At 65.8% G+C, this 17207-nt stretch carries 11 protein-coding genes and 2 rRNA genes; 11 read left to right on the forward strand and 2 right to left on the reverse strand.

Translation table 11 applies throughout. The features are described 5' to 3' along the window. Window positions 1–131: 131 nt before the first annotated feature. Genes argC through argH form a run of 7 tightly spaced genes read left to right on the forward strand, consistent with a single transcriptional unit; the run spans window position 132 to window position 8020 of the window. Entirely contained in the window at window positions 132–1205 is a 1074-nt protein-coding gene (argC, locus tag ACEYYH_RS08105) for an N-acetyl-gamma-glutamyl-phosphate reductase (protein WP_374977696.1), read from the forward strand. Next, window positions 1202–2359, forward strand: coding sequence for a bifunctional glutamate N-acetyltransferase/amino-acid acetyltransferase ArgJ (gene argJ / locus ACEYYH_RS08110; RefSeq protein ID WP_374977697.1), 1158 nt, complete (start codon window positions 1202–1204; stop codon window positions 2357–2359). The genes argC and argJ overlap by 4 nt, the downstream gene beginning before the upstream one ends. After that, on the forward strand, window positions 2356–3255 hold the full coding sequence (gene argB, locus ACEYYH_RS08115) for an acetylglutamate kinase (protein ID WP_116193797.1): 900 nt from the start codon (window positions 2356–2358) through the stop codon (window positions 3253–3255). Before argJ ends, argB begins: the two co-directional genes overlap by 4 nt. Then, window positions 3252–4466: an acetylornithine transaminase gene (locus tag ACEYYH_RS08120; RefSeq protein ID WP_374977698.1), complete on the forward strand. Its 1215-nt coding sequence runs from the start codon at window positions 3252–3254 to the stop codon at window positions 4464–4466. Before argB ends, ACEYYH_RS08120 begins: the two co-directional genes overlap by 4 nt. Next, a complete protein-coding gene (gene argF, locus ACEYYH_RS08125) occupies window positions 4463–5386 on the forward strand; it encodes an ornithine carbamoyltransferase (RefSeq protein ID WP_374977699.1) in 924 nt (307 codons plus the stop codon). Before ACEYYH_RS08120 ends, argF begins: the two co-directional genes overlap by 4 nt. Before the next feature lie 14 nt (window positions 5387–5400). Continuing rightward, complete coding sequence (locus ACEYYH_RS08130) at window positions 5401–6546, forward strand: heparan-alpha-glucosaminide N-acetyltransferase domain-containing protein (RefSeq protein ID WP_374977700.1); 1146 nt, start codon at window positions 5401–5403, stop codon at window positions 6544–6546. Window positions 6547–6589: 43 nt separating this feature from the next. Further along, a complete protein-coding gene (gene argH / locus ACEYYH_RS08135) occupies window positions 6590–8020 on the forward strand; it encodes an argininosuccinate lyase (RefSeq protein ID WP_374977701.1) in 1431 nt (476 codons plus the stop codon). Window positions 8021–8046: 26 nt separating this feature from the next. Here the strand turns inward: argH and ACEYYH_RS08140 are convergent, their stop codons facing one another. Both ACEYYH_RS08140 and ACEYYH_RS08145 read right to left on the reverse strand, forming a co-directional pair. Continuing rightward, complete coding sequence (locus ACEYYH_RS08140) at window positions 8047–8643, reverse strand: hypothetical protein (RefSeq protein ID WP_374977702.1); 597 nt, start codon at window positions 8641–8643, stop codon at window positions 8047–8049. Between the two features lie 4 nt (window positions 8644–8647). Next, window positions 8648–9241: a DNA-binding protein gene (locus ACEYYH_RS08145; RefSeq protein WP_374977703.1), complete on the reverse strand. Its 594-nt coding sequence runs from the start codon at window positions 9239–9241 to the stop codon at window positions 8648–8650. Window positions 9242–9430: 189 nt separating this feature from the next. Here ACEYYH_RS08145 and tyrS point away from each other — a divergent pair, with 189 nt between their 5' ends. The 4 genes from tyrS to ACEYYH_RS08165 all read left to right on the forward strand — a co-directional run bounded on the left by tyrS (window position 9431) and on the right by ACEYYH_RS08165 (window position 17204). Next, window positions 9431–10732: a tyrosine--tRNA ligase gene (gene tyrS, locus ACEYYH_RS08150; RefSeq protein ID WP_374977704.1), complete on the forward strand. Its 1302-nt coding sequence runs from the start codon at window positions 9431–9433 to the stop codon at window positions 10730–10732. A 45-nt stretch (window positions 10733–10777) separates the two neighbouring features. After that, window positions 10778–11593: a DUF4184 family protein gene (locus ACEYYH_RS08155; RefSeq protein WP_374977705.1), complete on the forward strand. Its 816-nt coding sequence runs from the start codon at window positions 10778–10780 to the stop codon at window positions 11591–11593. Window positions 11594–12139: 546 nt separating this feature from the next. Further along, window positions 12140–13661: ribosomal RNA gene (locus tag ACEYYH_RS08160) — 16S ribosomal RNA — on the forward strand. 438 nt (window positions 13662–14099) lie between these two features. Next, window positions 14100–17204 (forward strand): 23S ribosomal RNA (locus ACEYYH_RS08165). Together the 16S and 23S rRNA genes form the textbook arrangement of a ribosomal RNA operon. Window positions 17205–17207: the final 3 nt, after the last annotated feature.

The following is a 17207-nucleotide window of genomic DNA, read 5'->3' on the forward strand; positions in this document are numbered from 1 at the left end:
GCCGCTCCCGCGCGCCGACGCCGTCTGGGCGAGCGCCGACTGTAGGCGGCCCCGCACGCCGTCCGTCATGGACCGTCGCGAGTGGGCGTCGCCGTCTCCGGCCCCTGCACCCAGACTCTAAGGTGGAATCCATGACATATTCGGTCGCCGTCTCCGGCGCATCCGGCTATGCGGGCGGCGAGATCCTGCGGATCCTCGCCGCGCATCCCGACGTCGAGATCCGCACCGTGACCGCGCACTCCAACGCGGGACAGCCGCTCATCCAGCACCAGCCCCACCTGCGCTCCCTCGCGCACCTGACCCTCGCCGAGACCTCGCCCGAGGTGCTCGCCGGCCACGACATCGTCTTCCTGGCACTGCCGCACGGCCAGTCGGGGCAGTACACCGACGCCCTCGGCGACACACCGCTGGTGATCGACGCCGGCGCCGACCACCGCCTCGAGTCGGTCGCCGACTGGGACCGCTTCTACGGCGGCGACTTCCACGAGCCGTGGGTCTACGGTGTTCCCGAGCTTCCGGTCGCGGGTTCGAAGCAGCGCGAGCGCCTGGTCGGGGCATCCCGCATCGCGGCCCCCGGGTGCAACGCCTCCACGGTGAGCCTGAGTCTTGCGCCGGGCGTCGCGGCGGGCGTCCTCGACCCCTCCGACATCGTGACGGTGCTCGCGGTCGGCCCCTCGGGCGCCGGCAAGAGCCTCAAGACGAATCTCCTCGCCGCCGAGATCCTCGGGTCGGCGAACCCGTACGCCGTGGGCGGCTCGCATCGGCACATCCCTGAGATCCGCCAGGCGCTCGCCGCCGCGCGTGCGTCGGGTGCCGAACCCGGCGCCACGGCAGACGAGGGGATCCGCATCTCCTTCACGCCGGTGCTCGTGCCGATGTCGCGGGGCATCCTCGCGACCTCGACGGCGCCGATCGTGGCCGGCGCGACCGACGATGAGATCCGTGCCGCGTGGGAGTCCGCGTACGGCGACGAGACGTTCGTGCAGCTGCTGCCCGCAGGGCAGTTCCCGCGCACGGCCGACGTGCTCGGCGCGAACACGGCGCTGATGGGCCTCGCGATCGACCGCGCGGCGAACCGCGTGACCGTCGTGACGGCGGTCGACAACCTCGTCAAGGGCACGGCCGGAGCCGCCGTGCAGTCCATGAACATCGCGCTGGGGCTCGCCGAAGGCACCGCGCTGTCTGTGAACGGAGTAGCCCCGTGAGCGTCACCGCGCCCCAGGGATTCGAGGCGGCGGGAGTCGCCGTCGGACTCAAGTCGACCGGCAAGCCCGATGTGGCGGTGGTCGTCAACCGCGGACCGCTGAAGGTCGGCGCCGCGGTGTTCACGAGCAATCGTGCGAAGGCGAACCCCATCATGTGGTCGCAGGAGGTCATCCGTGACGGCGTGGTCGAGGCCATCGTCCTGAACTCGGGCGGCGCGAACTGCTTCACCGGCTCCTTCGGCTTCCAGACCACGCACCAGACCGCCGAGAAGGCCGCGCAGCTGCTCGACGTCAGCGCCGGCGACGTCCTGGTCTGCTCCACCGGACTCATCGGCACCGGCGACGAGGTGTTCCGCGCGAAGGTGCTCGCCGGCACCGAGCAGGGCATCGCCGAGCTTTCCGCCGCCGGCGGGGAGGCAGCATCCCTCGCGATCATGACCACGGATTCGAAGCCGAAGCGCTCCGTCGCAACGGGCGACGGCTGGTCGATCGGCGGCATGGCGAAGGGCGCCGGGATGCTGGCACCCGGCCTCGCGACGATGCTCGTGGTGATCACGACCGATGCCGTGCTCGACGCGGCGCAGGCCGACGCCGCGCTGCGGGCGGCCACCGGACGCACCTTCGACCGACTCGACTCGGACGGCTGCATGTCGACGAACGACCAGGTCACCCTGATGGTCAGCGGTGCGTCGGGCGTCACCCCTGACCCCGATGCGTTCGCCGCGGCGCTCGCCGAGGTCTGCCAGGACCTCTCCCAGCAGCTGCAGGGCGATGCGGAGGGCGCGAGCCACGACATCACCATCGAGGTCATCAACGCGGCGTCGGAGGAAGATGCGGTCGAGGTCGGCCGCTCGGTTGCCCGCAACAACCTCTTCAAGGCCGCGATCTTCGGCAACGACCCGAACTGGGGCCGCGTACTGGCCGCCATCGGCACGACGCAGGCCGCGTTCGACCCGTACGACGTCGACGTGTGGATGAACGGCGTGCGCGTGTGCAGCGCCGGCGGCCCCGATGCCCCGCGCGAAGCCGTCGACCTCACGCCCCGGGCGACGCACCTCGTGATCGACCTGAAGGTCGGCGCGGCGACGGCGACGATCCTCACCAACGACCTCACGCACGACTACGTCCACGAGAACAGCGCCTACTCCTCATGACCGACCTGCAAGAGACCGATCCCGGCGAAGCCAGCGCCCGGGCGGTGACCCTCATCGAGTCGCTGCCCTGGCTCAAGCGCTTCCGCGACCAGATCGTCGTCGTGAAGTACGGCGGCAACGCGATGGTGTCGGAGGAGCTGCAGGATGCCTTCGCCGCCGACATCGCCTACCTCCGGTATGTCGGGGTGAAGCCCGTCGTGGTGCACGGCGGCGGCCCGCAGATCTCGTCGATGCTCGACCGTCTCGCGATCCCGAGCGAGTTCAAGGGCGGCTACCGCGTCACCTCGACCGAGGCGATCTCGGTGGTGCGCATGGTGCTCACCGGGCAGATCAACCCGCAGCTCGTGTCCAAGATCAACGCCCACGGCCCGGTCGCGACCGGACTCAGCGGTGAGGACGCCGGCCTCTTCGGCGGCCGCCGCCGCGGTGTCGTCATCGAGGGCGTCGAGCACGACCTGGGCCGCGTCGGCAATGTCGTCGAGGTCGACCCGCAGCCGGTGCTCGACCAGATCGAGGCGGGCCGCATCCCCGTGGTCTCGAGCATCGCCCCCGACCTCGACCACCCCGGACACTCGCTGAACGTGAACGCCGATGCCGCGGCATCCGCTCTCGCCGTCGCACTCGGCGCGGCGAAGCTCGTGGTGCTCACCGACGTCGCGGGGCTGTACGCCGACTGGCCCAACCGCGACTCGCTCGTGTCGCACCTGACCTCGACGGAGCTCAAGGCGATGCTGCCGAAGCTCGAGTCGGGCATGATCCCGAAGATGGCGGCGTGCCTGGAGGCCGTCGAAGGCGGCGTCGAGACCGCGGCAATCATCGACGGGCGGGTGCCGCACTCGGTACTCGTGGAGATCTTCACCAGCAAGGGAATCGGAACAGAGGTGGTGCTCGGATGACGTGGCAGGACGATGCGGGGCGCGACCTCGTCAAGAGCTTCGGTGCTCGCATGCAGATGTTCGTGCGGGGTGAGGGCTCCTACCTGTGGGACGCCGACGGCAAGCGCTACCTCGACTTCCTCGCGGGGATCGCGGTGGACTCGCTCGGTCACGCGCACCCGGTGTTCGTCGACGCGATCGCGACCCAGGCCGCGACGCTCGCGCACGTGTCGAACTACTTCGCGACCCCGCCGCAGCTCGCGCTCGCCGCGACGCTCAAGCGGCTCGCCGGCACCGGTGACTCCGGCCGCGTGTACTTCGGCAACTCGGGAGCCGAGGCGAACGAGGCCGCGTTCAAGCTCGCCCGCCTCCACGGCGGCACGGAGCGCCCCCGCATCCTGGCCCTCACCGACGCCTTCCACGGCCGCACGATGGGCACGCTCGCCCTCACCGGCAAGCCGTACATGCAGGAGCCCTTCCTCCCGATGACGCCGGGCGTCGAGTTCGTCGACTCCACGGTCGAGGCGCTCGAGGCCGCCATCGACGACCGCGTCGCGGCCCTCTTCGTCGAGCCCGTGAAGGGCGAGGCCGGTGTGCTGCCGCTGCCCGAGGGATACCTCACGGCGGCGCGCGAGATCACCGAGCGCCACGGCGCGCTGCTCATCATCGACGAGATCCAGACCGGCGCCGGCCGCACGGGGGAGTGGTTCGCCTTCCAGCACGAGGGCATCACCCCCGACGCGATCACCGTCGCCAAGGGCATCGGCGGCGGCTTCCCGATCGGCGCGCTCATCACCTTCGGCGCCGCGAGCGAGCTGTTCTACCCGGGCACGCACGGCTCGACGTTCGGCGGCAACGCGCTCGGCACCGCCGTCGCGGGCGCCGTCCTCGGTGAGATCGAACGGGCCGAACTGGTGCGCAACGCCGCAGAGCGCGGCGCGCAGCTGCGCGTGGCGATCGAGGGGATCGGTTCGGATCTGATCGACGGATGCCGCGGCTCGGGCCTTCTGATCGGCATCGGGCTGAAGCATCCTGTCTCGAAGGCACTCGTGGCCGCGGCGCAGGAGCACGGTCTCGTGATCAACGCCCCGAACGACGAGACGATCCGTCTCGTCCCCGCCCTGACGATCGGCGACGTCGAGATCGACGAATTCGTCGAACTCTTCACCGCGTCGCTGCGCACGGTCGAGGACGCACTCGTGCTCGACGCTTCGACGGAGGTTCCCGCATGACCCGCCACCTGCTGCGCGACGACGACCTGACGCAGGCCGAGCAGGACGAGATCCTCGACCTCGCCGTCGCGCTCAAGAAGGACCGCTGGAAGCTCAAGCCCCTCGAGGGTCCGCAGACGGTCGCGGTCATCTTCGACAAGTCCTCGACGCGCACGCGCGTCTCGTTCGCGGTCGGCATCGCCGACCTGGGCGGCTCGCCGCTCATCATCTCGACGGCGAACAGCCAGCTCGGCGGCAAGGAGACGCCGGCCGACACGGCTCGCGTCCTCGAGCGCCAGGTGGCGGCCATCGTCTGGCGCACGTACGCGCAGGCGGGCCTCGAGCAGATGGCGGAGGGTACCCGCGTGCCCGTCGTCAACGCGCTGAGCGACGACTTCCACCCGTGCCAGCTGCTCGCGGACCTCCTCACCATCAAGGAGCACAAGGGCGAGCTGGCGGGGCTGACGCTCTCCTTCTTCGGCGACGGCAAGTCGAACATGGCCCACTCGTACGTCCTCGCGGGCGTGACCGCGGGCATGCACGTGCGCGTCGCGTCGCCCGAGGCGTACGCACCCCGCGACGACGTGATCGCCGACGCCGACCGGCGCGCCGCCGAGACCGGTGGGTCGGTCACCCTCTTCACGGACCCCAACGAGGCCGCGGCCGGCGCCGATGTCGTCGTCACGGACACCTGGGTGTCGATGGGCAAGGAGGAGGAGAAGCTCGAGCGCCTGCGCGACCTCGGCGGGTACAAGGTGACCCAGGAACTGATGGGTCTCGCGAAGGACGACGCGATCTTCATCCACTGTCTGCCCGCCGACCGCGGCTACGAGGTCGACGCCGAGGTGATCGACGGTCCGCAGAGCGTCGTCTGGGATGAGGCGGAGAACCGCCTCCACGCACAGAAGGCCCTGCTCGTCTGGCTCCTCCGCCAGGACTGAAGGCGCCCGGGTCGGTGAGCGCGCGAGGCACGAGCGAGACCGAGCGCTCCGCGCCGCGCGCCGACAGCTGGCTCGCCACGCGCTGGGAGCGCCTGAACGGCCCCGCCCGCATCGGCGGGGTCGATCTCGCGCGAGGACTGGCCGTGCTCGGCATGTTCGCCGCGCACCTGCTCTGGATCACCGAGCCCTTCGACGTGCTCGACCCCGGCACGTGGGTCGCGGTCGTGTCGGGTCGTTCGTCGATCCTGTTCGCGACGCTCGCCGGCGTCTCGATCGGACTGGTCACCGGAGCGCGGTCGCCGCTCGCCGGCGTCGCGATGAAGACCGCGCGCGGACGCCTCGCCGTGCGCGCGGGACTGCTCTGGGTGCTCGGCATCCTTCTCATCGCCACCGGCGTGCCCGTGTTCGTGATCCTGCCGGCCTATGCGCTCATGTTCCTGCTGGCGCTGCCGCTGACCTCCCTGCCGGCGCGCGTGCTGCTGCCGCTCGCCGCCGTGCTGGCGCTGACCATGCCGTTCGTGCAGATCGTCCTCGACGCGCTGCCCTTCTGGAGTTCGCCGATCGGCGAACCGGTGTCGCTCGGACTCGGCTGGCACTACCCGTTCACGACCTGGATCGCGTTCGTCGTGGCCGGTCTCGGCGTCGCCCGCGCCGGGGTGACGCGGCTGCGGGTGCAGGTGTGCCTCGTCGCGGCCGGCGCTGTGCTCGCCGCGATCGGCTATGGCCTCGGCGCCGCGACGGGCTCCGACCCCGGGGCCGAGGCGGCGTCGTACCTCGGTGCGCTCTGGACCGTCAGGCCGCATTCGACCGGCCTGCTCGAGGTGATCGGTTCCGGCGGCTTCGCCCTCGCCGTGCTGGGCGTGTGCCTCCTCGCCTGCCGCACGGTCCTCGCGTGGGTCGTCCTGCCTCTGCGCGCCGTCGGCGCGATGCCGCTGACCGCGTACACGCTGCAGCTCGTGGTCTGGGCCGCCGTCGCCGGCGCCGTCCTGCCCCGCGTCGGCGATCTCGCCGGATTCCGTGCTCTCGAGCCGTTCCGGCCGCTCACCCTCGGCACCATCGTGCTGTGCACCGCGTGGGCGCTCCTCGTCGGCCGCGGCCCGCTCGAGACAGTGCTCGACGCGGCCTCGCGCTTCGCCGTCCCCGGCGATCGTCGGGAATGACACAGCGGCGGTGGGGTCTGCGGCGCGTCGGTAGGCTGGTCGAGTGAGTGAATCGAAGGGCGACGGCACCAACGAAGGCGCACTGTGGGGAGCCCGTTTCGCGACGGGACCATCCCCGGAGCTGGCGGAACTGAGCCGATCGACCCATTTCGACTGGGACCTCGCGCTGTACGACATCGCCGGTTCGCACGCGCACGCCAAGGCGCTCGCCGCGGCGGGGTATCTCACCGCCGACGAAGAACGGGCCATGCACGAGGGCCTCGACGAGCTCGCGCGAGGCGTCACCGACGGGACGCTTCGGCCCGCAGCATCCGATGAAGACGTCCACGGCGCTTTGGAGCAGGCGCTGATCGGCGTCGTCGGCGCCGAGCTCGGCGGCAAGCTGCGCGCCGGCCGCAGCCGCAACGACCAGATCGCCACGCTCGTGCGCATGTATCTGCTCGACCACTCGCGCACGATCGCACGTGAGATCCTCCGCCTCGTCGACGCGCTCGTGGCGCAGGCCGACGCGCACCCCGACGCGATCATGCCCGGCCGCACCCACCTGCAGCACGCGCAGCCCGTGCTCCTCGCACACCACCTGCAGGCCCACGCCTGGCCGCTCGTGCGCGACCTCGAGCGCCTGCGCGACTGGTCGGCGCGCGCGGCGGTGTCGCCGTACGGCGGCGGCGCGCTCGCCGGCTCGACGCTCGGACTCGACCCTCAGCTGGTCGCCCGGGAGCTCGGGCTCGACCGTCCGGCCGAGAACTCGCTCGACGGCACGTCCTCGCGCGACGTGGTCGCCGAGTTCGCGTTCGTCACGGCGATGATCGGCATCGACGTCTCGCGCTTCGCGGAGGAGATCATCCTCTGGAACACGCGCGAGTTCGGCTTCGTGACGCTGGACGACGGTTACTCGACGGGCTCGAGCATCATGCCGCAGAAGAAGAACCCCGACATCGCCGAGCTCGCGCGCGGCAAGGCGGGGCGGCTCATCGGCAATCTCAGCGGCCTGCTCGCCACCCTCAAGGCCCTCCCGCTCGCGTACAACCGCGACCTGCAGGAAGACAAGGAGCCGGTCTTCGACTCGGTGCGCACCCTCGAGACGGTGCTGCCCGCGTTCGCAGGCATGGTCGCGACCCTGCGCTTCCACACCGACCGCATGGCGGCGCTCGCGCCGCAGGGCTTCTCGCTTGCGACCGACGTCGCCGAGTGGCTGGTGAAGCGGGGCGTCCCGTTCCGCGACGCGCACGAGATCTCCGGACACCTCGTCCGGGTGTGCGAGGAGAACGGCCTCGAGCTGCATGAGGTCTCCGACGCGCAGCTGGCCGACGTCTCGGAGCAGCTGACGCCCGAGGTCCGCGAGGTGCTGAGCGTCGAGGGCTCGGTCGCGAGTCGCACCGGCGCCGGCGGTACGGCGCCCGTGCGCGTCGCCGAGCAGCGGGCCGAGCTGGTCCAGCGCGTGCAGGACGCCGCGCACGCCCTCGGTCTGTAGGCCTCAGCCGCGATGCAGGCTTGCGCTCACCAGATCGCGAGGCGTACCAGGGCCGCGACGATGCACGCCCACACCAGGCTCGCCAGCGTGCCGATGATGAAACGCTCGCGAGCCTCAGCGCTCGCGAGCTCCGAGAATCGGCCGATGCCCTTGAGCGCCACGACCACGGCGATCGCCTCGGGGAATCCGGCGATGATCCCGAGCGTCACCGCCACCCGCTCGAGGTAGCCGATCGTGGTGCCGCCGCGCATCACCTCACGGACGGCGCCCTCGCCGGCCACGGCGCCCGGGAGCGCCGGAGCGCGCAGGAGGATGCCGCCGTTGTCGCCCTCCTCGACGCGCCCGTGGCTCGCGATCTCGAGGACGCGCCGCGTGATCGGGTTGCCGCCGAGCACGCCGAGGGCGGTTCCGAGCATCGCGATTCCGAGGCCGAGCAGGAGCGGCACGTTCGCCGGCGACACCGTCACGGCGAGCAGGCACAGCACGACCAGCACGGCCGCCACGACGAGCGGGATGGTCGAGGGCTTGCGAAGGCTGATCACCACCAGCACGAGTGCCCCGCAGAGCGCGAGGAACAGGAAGATCGTGAGCGCGGCGACGAGGATCACGTCGGGGGAGACCATGGCGTCAGTCTGGCACGGGCCCCGGACTCAGCCGGGCGAGCACGCGGGCGAGCGCGGGCACGGCCGCCTCCTCGGTGCGCAGGCCCGCCGACTTCACGCGCAGGCTCACCGCGCCCTCCGAGATGCCGAGGCGTGCGGCGGCTTCGCGCTGCGTGATCCCCTCGGCCAGGAGGTCGTAGACCTCCCATCCCTCGGCGGTGCGCCGATCGCGCAGTTCCACCAGCAGGCGCACGAGGGCCTCGGCGTCGGCTCCGCCTTCCGGTGCGGTGATCGCGACGCGGGTGGCGGCCTTCTTCGCTCGATCGACAGCGTCGCGCGCGTTCACGAAGGCTTCGCCGCGCGCGGCCCGGACGCTGTCCGGCAGGGGCGACTCGATCTCCCCGACCCCGACCCCGACGCTCCACTGCTCCGAGCGGGTCAGGTCGAGCACGATCGCGAGCAGCGCTCCGGCATCGGCGAGCGCCACCTGCACCTCGTCGCCCGCGGTGCGCTCGGGGGCCAGCACGAGCCCCTGGTGCGCGTGAACGGAGGCGACGGCGGCGGGCACGAGGTCGGCGCTGCTGCGGCTGTTGCGCTGGTCGCTGGTGATCACGAACATGGACGTGCCTTATGTGTGAGAGCTCAAGTGATCTCAAGTTTAGCCTGGCCACTTCACCTAGGCAAGGTTCCAGGCTAAAGGTGGCAATACGTAAGCGTGGAAACTAAAGCGGGCACGTCCGCGCGGGGGAGCGTCGAGCCGGCCCGGCGCGGACGGGACGAGGCATCCGTCGCTGATAGCCTGGCGAGCGTGTCTGAAACCGTCGTGAGCGCGACTGCGCCCGCGATCGACCCCGCGTTCGAGAACGTGTGGGACGAGATCGTGTGGCGTGGGCTCGTGCATGTGTCCACCGATCAGGAGGCGCTGCGCGCCCTTCTCGCCGGGGACCCGATCACGTATTACTGCGGCTTCGACCCGACCGCGCCGAGTCTGCACCTCGGCAACCTCGTGCAGTTGCTCACGATGCGCCGTCTGCAGCTCGCCGGCCACAAGCCGCTCGGCCTCGTGGGTGGCTCCACCGGACTCATCGGCGACCCGCGTCCCTCGGCCGAGCGCACGCTCAACACGCGCGAGACCGTGGCCGAATGGGTCGGCTACCTGCGCTCGCAGGTCGAACGGTTCCTGAGCTTCGAGGGTGACAACGCCGCGCGCATCGTCAACAACCTCGACTGGACCGCGCCGCTGAGCGCCATCGACTTCCTGCGCGAGATCGGCAAGCACTACCGCGTCGGCACGATGCTCAAGAAGGATGCCGTCGCCGCTCGTCTCAACTCCGAGGCGGGCATCAGCTACACCGAGTTCAGCTACCAGATCCTGCAGGGCATGGACTACCTCGAGCTGTACCGTCAGTACGGCTGCGTGCTGCAGACCGGCGGCAGCGACCAGTGGGGCAACCTCACGAGCGGCACCGACCTCATCCACCGGGTCGAGGGCACGCATGTCCACGCGATCGGGACGCCACTGATCACCAACAGCGACGGCACCAAGTTCGGCAAGAGCGAGGGCAACGCGATCTGGCTCGATGCCGCGATGTGCAGCCCGTACCGCATGTACCAGTTCTGGCTCAACACCGACGACGCCGACGTCATCCAGCGCCTGAAGATCTTCACGTTCCTGACGCGCACCGAGATCGAGGAGTACGAGCGTCTCGTCGCCGACGAGCCGTTCCGTCGCGCCGCGCAGAAGCGCCTGGCCCTCGAGGTCACCGCTTTCGTGCACGGGACGGATGCTGCCGCCGCCGTGATCGCGGCGTCCGAGGCTCTCTTCGGCCAGGGTGACCTGGCCGCGCTCGACGCGACCACGCTGCGCCATGCGCTGGAGGAGCTTCCCCACGCCACCGTCGCCACCGGAACGAACGTCGTACAGGCGCTCGTCGACACGGGGCTCGTCTCGAGCCTGTCGGAGGGTCGCCGGGCGATCGCCCAGGGCGGAGTCTCGCTCGACGGCGCCAAAGTCGAGGACGAATCCGCGACCGTGTCGGGTGGGCTGCCCGGCGGGGTCTCGGTGCTCCGGCGCGGTAAGAAGACCCTCGCGGGTGTGTTCGTCGGCTGACGCCGCGTGACGAGCGGCGTGGCTCTGCGGACGGGCGACTGATCGATGCCGTTCACCCCCAGCCACGCCGTCGTCGCGCTCCCGTTCGTGCGCACGCCGCTGGTGCCCGCGGCGATCGCTATCGGCGCGATGACGCCGGATCTGCCGCTGTTCGTCCGAGGGCTGCCTCTGCACTACGGCGTCACCCACGGGTTCGCGTGGCTTCCCGTCACGATCGCGCTGGCGTTCGCGCTGCTCCTGGTCTGGCGCCTGGTGATCCGACCGGCAGTCCGTGAGCTCTCCCCGCGATGGCTGGCCCGGCGGCTGCCGGGGGAGTGGGACGCCGGCGCCGGCTCGACCCTCCGCGAGACCCTCGCGATTTCGGGATCGCCCGCTCGGGTGTCGTGGAGCGGGATGCTGCTGCTCGTGCTCTCCCTTGCGATCGGCGTCGTGAGCCACATCGTGTGGGACCTGTTCACCCATGAAGGCCGATGGGGGACGACGGCGATCCCGGCACTCGAGTCCGAGTGGGGACCCCTTCCCGGCTTCAGATGGCTGCAGCACGGGTCGAGCGCGATCGGGCTGGCGATCATCGGGATCTGGATGCTGGTGTGGCTGGTGCGCCGGGCCCCTGAGGCATCCGCGTCGTGTGTTCTTCCCCCGTGGGTCCGCTGGGTGTGGTGGGTGTCGCTGCCGGTGATGCTGCTGGCGGCGTGGCTGTGGGGACTCGCCGTCTTCGGACCACTCGACGCGGCGTTCACAGTCGCCCACCTCGGCTACCGGGTGCTCCCGCCGGCGTGCGCGATCTGGGGCACCATCACGCTCGCGCTGTGCATCGCCGTGCAGGTGCTTCGGCGCAGCCGTGGCGTTCACCCGGAGTGACGCGCCGGACGCCTCGCTTCCGCATGTTTCCGGGGTTATCGGCGCGCGACACGCCCGGGGTGCGGGCCCGATTCGACGGGACACCAGGACGCACGTAGAGTCTTATCTGTTCGCCCCACAGGGAAGCGGAGAGGTCGAGAGCCTTACCCCCCTCAAGAGGAGAACCACCCCATTCCTTCAACACTCCCTTTGAGTGTGCCCGCGTGCGGGTTAGGATGGGTTTCTTCCACTTCTGCGACTGCTCGTCGCCGACTGTGGTGGGGTCTCGCACCTCGCTCAGTCGGATTGACAGCGCGGCCAGGATGTGTAAGATAGAGAAGTTGCCCTGCGGAGATGGCTGTGAAGCCGGAACGCGGGTGCGTCCGATCTTTGAGAACTCAACAGCGTGCACTTGTCAAATGCCAATTTTTTTCTCTGTCGACCGTTTTTTGGTTGGTGGGGGTCTTTTTTGGATCAATTCATGGATGTCAGTTTGATATTCGTTTTTGGTCATGGTTGAACTCGCTGCTGTCTCATCGTTTTCCCGGTGGGTGGTGGCATCATTTTTTTATGGAGAGTTTGATCCTGGCTCAGGATGAACGCTGGCGGCGTGCTTAACACATGCAAGTCGAACGGTGAAGCCAAGCTTGCTTGGTGGATCAGTGGCGAACGGGTGAGTAACACGTGAGCAACCTGCCCTGGACTCTGGGATAAGCGCTGGAAACGGCGTCTAATACTGGATATGAGCTCTCATCGCATGGTGGGGGTTGGAAAGATTTTTTGGTCTGGGATGGGCTCGCGGCCTATCAGCTTGTTGGTGAGGTAATGGCTCACCAAGGCGTCGACGGGTAGCCGGCCTGAGAGGGTGACCGGCCACACTGGGACTGAGACACGGCCCAGACTCCTACGGGAGGCAGCAGTGGGGAATATTGCACAATGGGCGGAAGCCTGATGCAGCAACGCCGCGTGAGGGATGACGGCCTTCGGGTTGTAAACCTCTTTTAGCAAGGAAGAAGCTTTTGTGACGGTACTTGCAGAAAAAGCGCCGGCTAACTACGTGCCAGCAGCCGCGGTAATACGTAGGGCGCAAGCGTTATCCGGAATTATTGGGCGTAAAGAGCTCGTAGGCGGTTTGTCGCGTCTGCTGTGAAATCCCGAGGCTCAACCTCGGGCCTGCAGTGGGTACGGGCAGACTAGAGTGCGGTAGGGGAGATTGGAATTCCTGGTGTAGCGGTGGAATGCGCAGATATCAGGAGGAACACCGATGGCGAAGGCAGATCTCTGGGCCGTAACTGACGCTGAGGAGCGAAAGGGTGGGGAGCAAACAGGCTTAGATACCCTGGTAGTCCACCCCGTAAACGTTGGGAACTAGTTGTGGGGTCCTTTCCACGGATTCCGTGACGCAGCTAACGCATTAAGTTCCCCGCCCTGGGGAGTACGGCCGCAAGGCTAAAACTCAAAGGAATTGACGGGGACCCGCACAAGCGGCGGAGCATGCGGATTAATTCGATGCAACGCGAAGAACCTTACCAAGGCTTGACATACACGAGAACATCCCAGAAATGGGGGACTCTTTGGACACTCGTGAACAGGTGGTGCATGGTTGTCGTCAGCTCGTGTCGTGAGATGTTGGGTTAAGTCCCGCAACGAGCGCAACCCTCGTTCTATGTTGCCAGCACGTAATGGTGGGAACTCATGGGATACTGCCGGGGTCAACTCGGAGGAAGGTGGGGATGACGTCAAATCATCATGCCCCTTATGTCTTGGGCTTCACGCATGCTACAATGGCCGGTACAAAGGGCTGCAATACCGTGAGGTGGAGCGAATCCCAAAAAGCCGGTCCCAGTTCGGATTGAGGTCTGCAACTCGACCTCATGAAGTCGGAGTCGCTAGTAATCGCAGATCAGCAACGCTGCGGTGAATACGTTCCCGGTCTTGTACACACCGCCCGTCAAGTCATGAAAGTCGGTAACACCTGAAGCCGGTGGCCCAACCCTTGTGGAGGGAGCCGTCGAAGGTGGGATCGGTAATTAGGACTAAGTCGTAACAAGGTAGCCGTACCGGAAGGTGCGGCTGGATCACCTCCTTTCTAAGGAGCACCTCAGTCTTTCGGGGCTGTAGGAACCTCAGCAGAGCGAATGTCTCTGCGGGGGCTCGTGGGTGGAACATTTGACATGGCATCAGCGCGGCTGATTCTCATTAGTACGCCGGTTCTTCGGAGCCGGTTGGAGGGTGGGGGTTGGGGAGCGGGGTGCCTGCACGCTGTTGGGTCCTGAGGGACCGGACGCCGCATGTCGCCTCTTTTGGGGGTGGGTGCGGGTGACTGACTCTCTGGGCTTTTTCTGCTGCCGGCTTTTGTTGGTGGGTGGGGGAAGTGCCGCCCGTACTTTGAGAACTACACAGTGGACGCGAGCATCTTTGCAAGATGACCCTTTGGGGTTGTTTTGTGTTGATGATCTTAAAGATCATTAGTCAATTTCTGTCGCACATCCTTTTGGGGTGTGTGGCTGAGTTTTGATTCTCATGTTTTCAAGTCTTTAAGAGCAAACGGTGGATGCCTTGGCATCTGGAGCCGAAGAAGGACGTAGCAATCTGCGATAAGCCTCGGGGAACTGATAAGCAAGTTTTGATCCGAGGGTGTCCGAATGGGGAAACCCCGCTGGGCGGCGTGCTGACCCAGTGACTCCCGCCTGAATATATAGGGCGGGTAGAGGGAACGTGGGGAAGTGAAACATCTCAGTACCCACAGGAAGAGAAAACAACCGTGATTCCGTGAGTAGTGGCGAGCGAAATCGGATGAGGCTAAACCGAGTGCGTGTGATATCCGGCAGGAGTTGCGCATTCGGGGTTGCGGGACTTTCCATACCATTCTGCCGAGTGGTGGACGTGATGCGTCGATATAGATGAACGGTCTTGAAAGGCCGGCCAGAGTGGGTGCCAGCCCCGTAATCGAAATGTCGGACGCAGCGTGGAGAGTATCCCAAGTAGCACGGGGCCCGAGAAATCCCGTGTGAATCTGTCAGGACCACCTGATAAGCCTAAATACTCCCAGATGACCGATAGCGGACAAGTACCGTGAGGGAAAGGTGAAAAGTACCCCGGGAGGGGAGTGAAATAGTACCTGAAACCGTTTGCTTACAAACCGTTGGAGCACCCCTGGTAGGTGTGACAGCGTGCCTTTTGAAGAATGAGCCTGCGAGTTAGCGATATGTGGCGAGGTTAACCCGGGTGGGGTAGCCGTAGCGAAAGCGAGTCTGAATAGGGCGATTTTAGTCGCATGTCCTAGACCCGAAGCGAAGTGATCTATCCATGGCCAGGCTGAAGCGACGGTAAGACGTCGTGGAGGGCCGAACCCACTTAGGTTGAAAACTGAGGGGATGAGCTGTGGATAGGGGTGAAAGGCCAATCAAACTTCGTGATAGCTGGTTCTCTCCGAAATGCATTTAGGTGCAGCGTTGCGTGTTTCTTGCCGGAGGTAGAGCTACTGGATGGCCGATGGGCCCTACAAGGTTACTGACGTCAGCCAAACTCCGAATGCCGGTAAGTGAGAGCGCAGCAGTGAGACTGTGGGGGATAAGCTTCATAGTCGAGAGGGAAACAACCCAGACCACCATCTAAGGTCCCTAAGCGCGTGCTAAGTGGGAAAGGATGTGGAGTTGCTTAGACAACCAGGAGGTTGGCTTAGAAGCAGCCACCCTTGAAAGAGTGCGTAATAGCTCACTGGTCAAGTGATTCCGCGCCGACAATGTAACGGGGCTCAAGCACGCCACCGAAGTTGTGGCATTGACATTATTGGTAGGCCTTCGTGGTCCAGCCGTGTTGATGGGTAGGAGAGCGTCGTGTGGCGAGTGAAGCGGCGGGGTGACCCAGCCGTGGACGCTACACGAGTGAGAATGCAGGCATGAGTAGCGAAAGACGTGTGAGAAACACCCTCCGAAAGACCAAGGGTTCCAGGGTCAAGCTAATCTTCCCTGGGTAAGTCGGGACCTAAGGCGAGGCCGACAGGCGTAGTCGATGGACAACGGGTTGATATTCCCGTACCGGCGAAGAACCGCCCCAATCAATCCAGTAGTGCTAAGTATCTGAATCCCCATGACCGGATCCTTCGGGTGATGGCGTGGGGCCTAGCGTACGACCCCATGCTGGTGCGGTTAGCGTATTAACAGGTGTGACGCAGGAAGGTAGCCCATCCCGGGCGATGGTTGTCCCGGGGCAAGTGCGTAGGCCGAGTCATAGGCAAATCCGTGACTCATACAGGCTGAGACACGATGCGGATGAAAAGTGGGTGATCCTATGCTGCCGAGAAAAGCATCGACGCGAGGTTCTAGCCGCCCGTACCCCAAACCGACTCAGGTGGTCAGGTAGAGAATACCGAGGAGATCGAGAGAATCGTGGTTAAGGAACTCGGCAAAATGCCCCCGTAACTTCGGGAGAAGGGGGGCCATCCACTTATACCACCTTGCGTGGAAAAGGGTGTGGTGGCCGCAGAGACTAGTGGGTAGCGACTGTTTACTAAAAACACAGGTCCGTGCCAAGTCGCAAGACGATGTATACGGACTGACGCCTGCCCGGTGCTGGAAGGTTAAGAGGACGGGTTAGCCGCAAGGCGAAGCTCAGAATTTAAGCCCCAGTAAACGGCGGTGGTAACTATAACCATCCTAAGGTAGCGAAATTCCTTGTCGGGTAAGTTCCGACCTGCACGAATGGCGTAACGACTTCCCAACTGTCTCAACCGCGAACTCGGCGAAATTGCAATACGAGTAAAGATGCTCGTTACGCGCAGCAGGACGGAAAGACCCCGTGACCTTTACTACAGCTTGGTATTGGTGTTCGGTGTGGCTTGTGTAGGATAGGTGGGAGACTGTGAAACCATGACGCCAGTTATGGTGGAGTCGTTGTTGAAATACCACTCTGGTCACTCTGGATGTCTACTTCGAACCGTAATCCGGTTCAGGGACAGTGCCTGGTGGGTAGTTTAACTGGGGCGGTTGCCTCCCAAAAAGTAACGGAGGCGCCCAAAGGTTCCCTCAACCTGGTTGGCAATCAGGTGGCGAGTGTAAGTGCACAAGGGAGCTTGACTGTGAGACTGACAGGTCGAGCAGGGACGAAAGTCGGGACTAGTGATCCGGCAGTGGCTTGTGGAAGCGCTGTCGCTCAACGGATAAAAGGTACCTCGGGGATAACAGGCTGATCTTGCCCAAGAGTCCATATCGACGGCATGGTTTGGCACCTCGATGTCGGCTCGTCGCATCCTGGGGCTGGAGTAGGTCCCAAGGGTTGGGCTGTTCGCCCATTAAAGCGGTACGCGAGCTGGGTTTAGAACGTCGTGAGACAGTTCGGTCCCTATCCGCTGCGCGCGTAGGAAGTTTGAGAGGATCTGACCCTAGTACGAGAGGACCGGGTTGGACGAACCTCTGGTGTGCCAGTTGTACTGCCAAGTGCACCGCTGGTTAGCTACGTTCGGGATGGATAACCGCTGAAAGCATCTAAGCGGGAAGCCGGCCTCAAGATGAGACTTCCATACCCTTCGGGGTGAGAGGCTCCCAGCCAGACTACTGGGTTGATAGGCCAGATGTGGAAGCACGGCAACGTGTGCAGCTGACTGGTACTAATAAGCCGATGACTTGATAACATT

The organism is Microbacterium trichothecenolyticum (assembly GCF_041938625.1).
Lineage (GTDB): Bacteria > Actinomycetota > Actinomycetes > Actinomycetales > Microbacteriaceae > Microbacterium > Microbacterium trichothecenolyticum_D.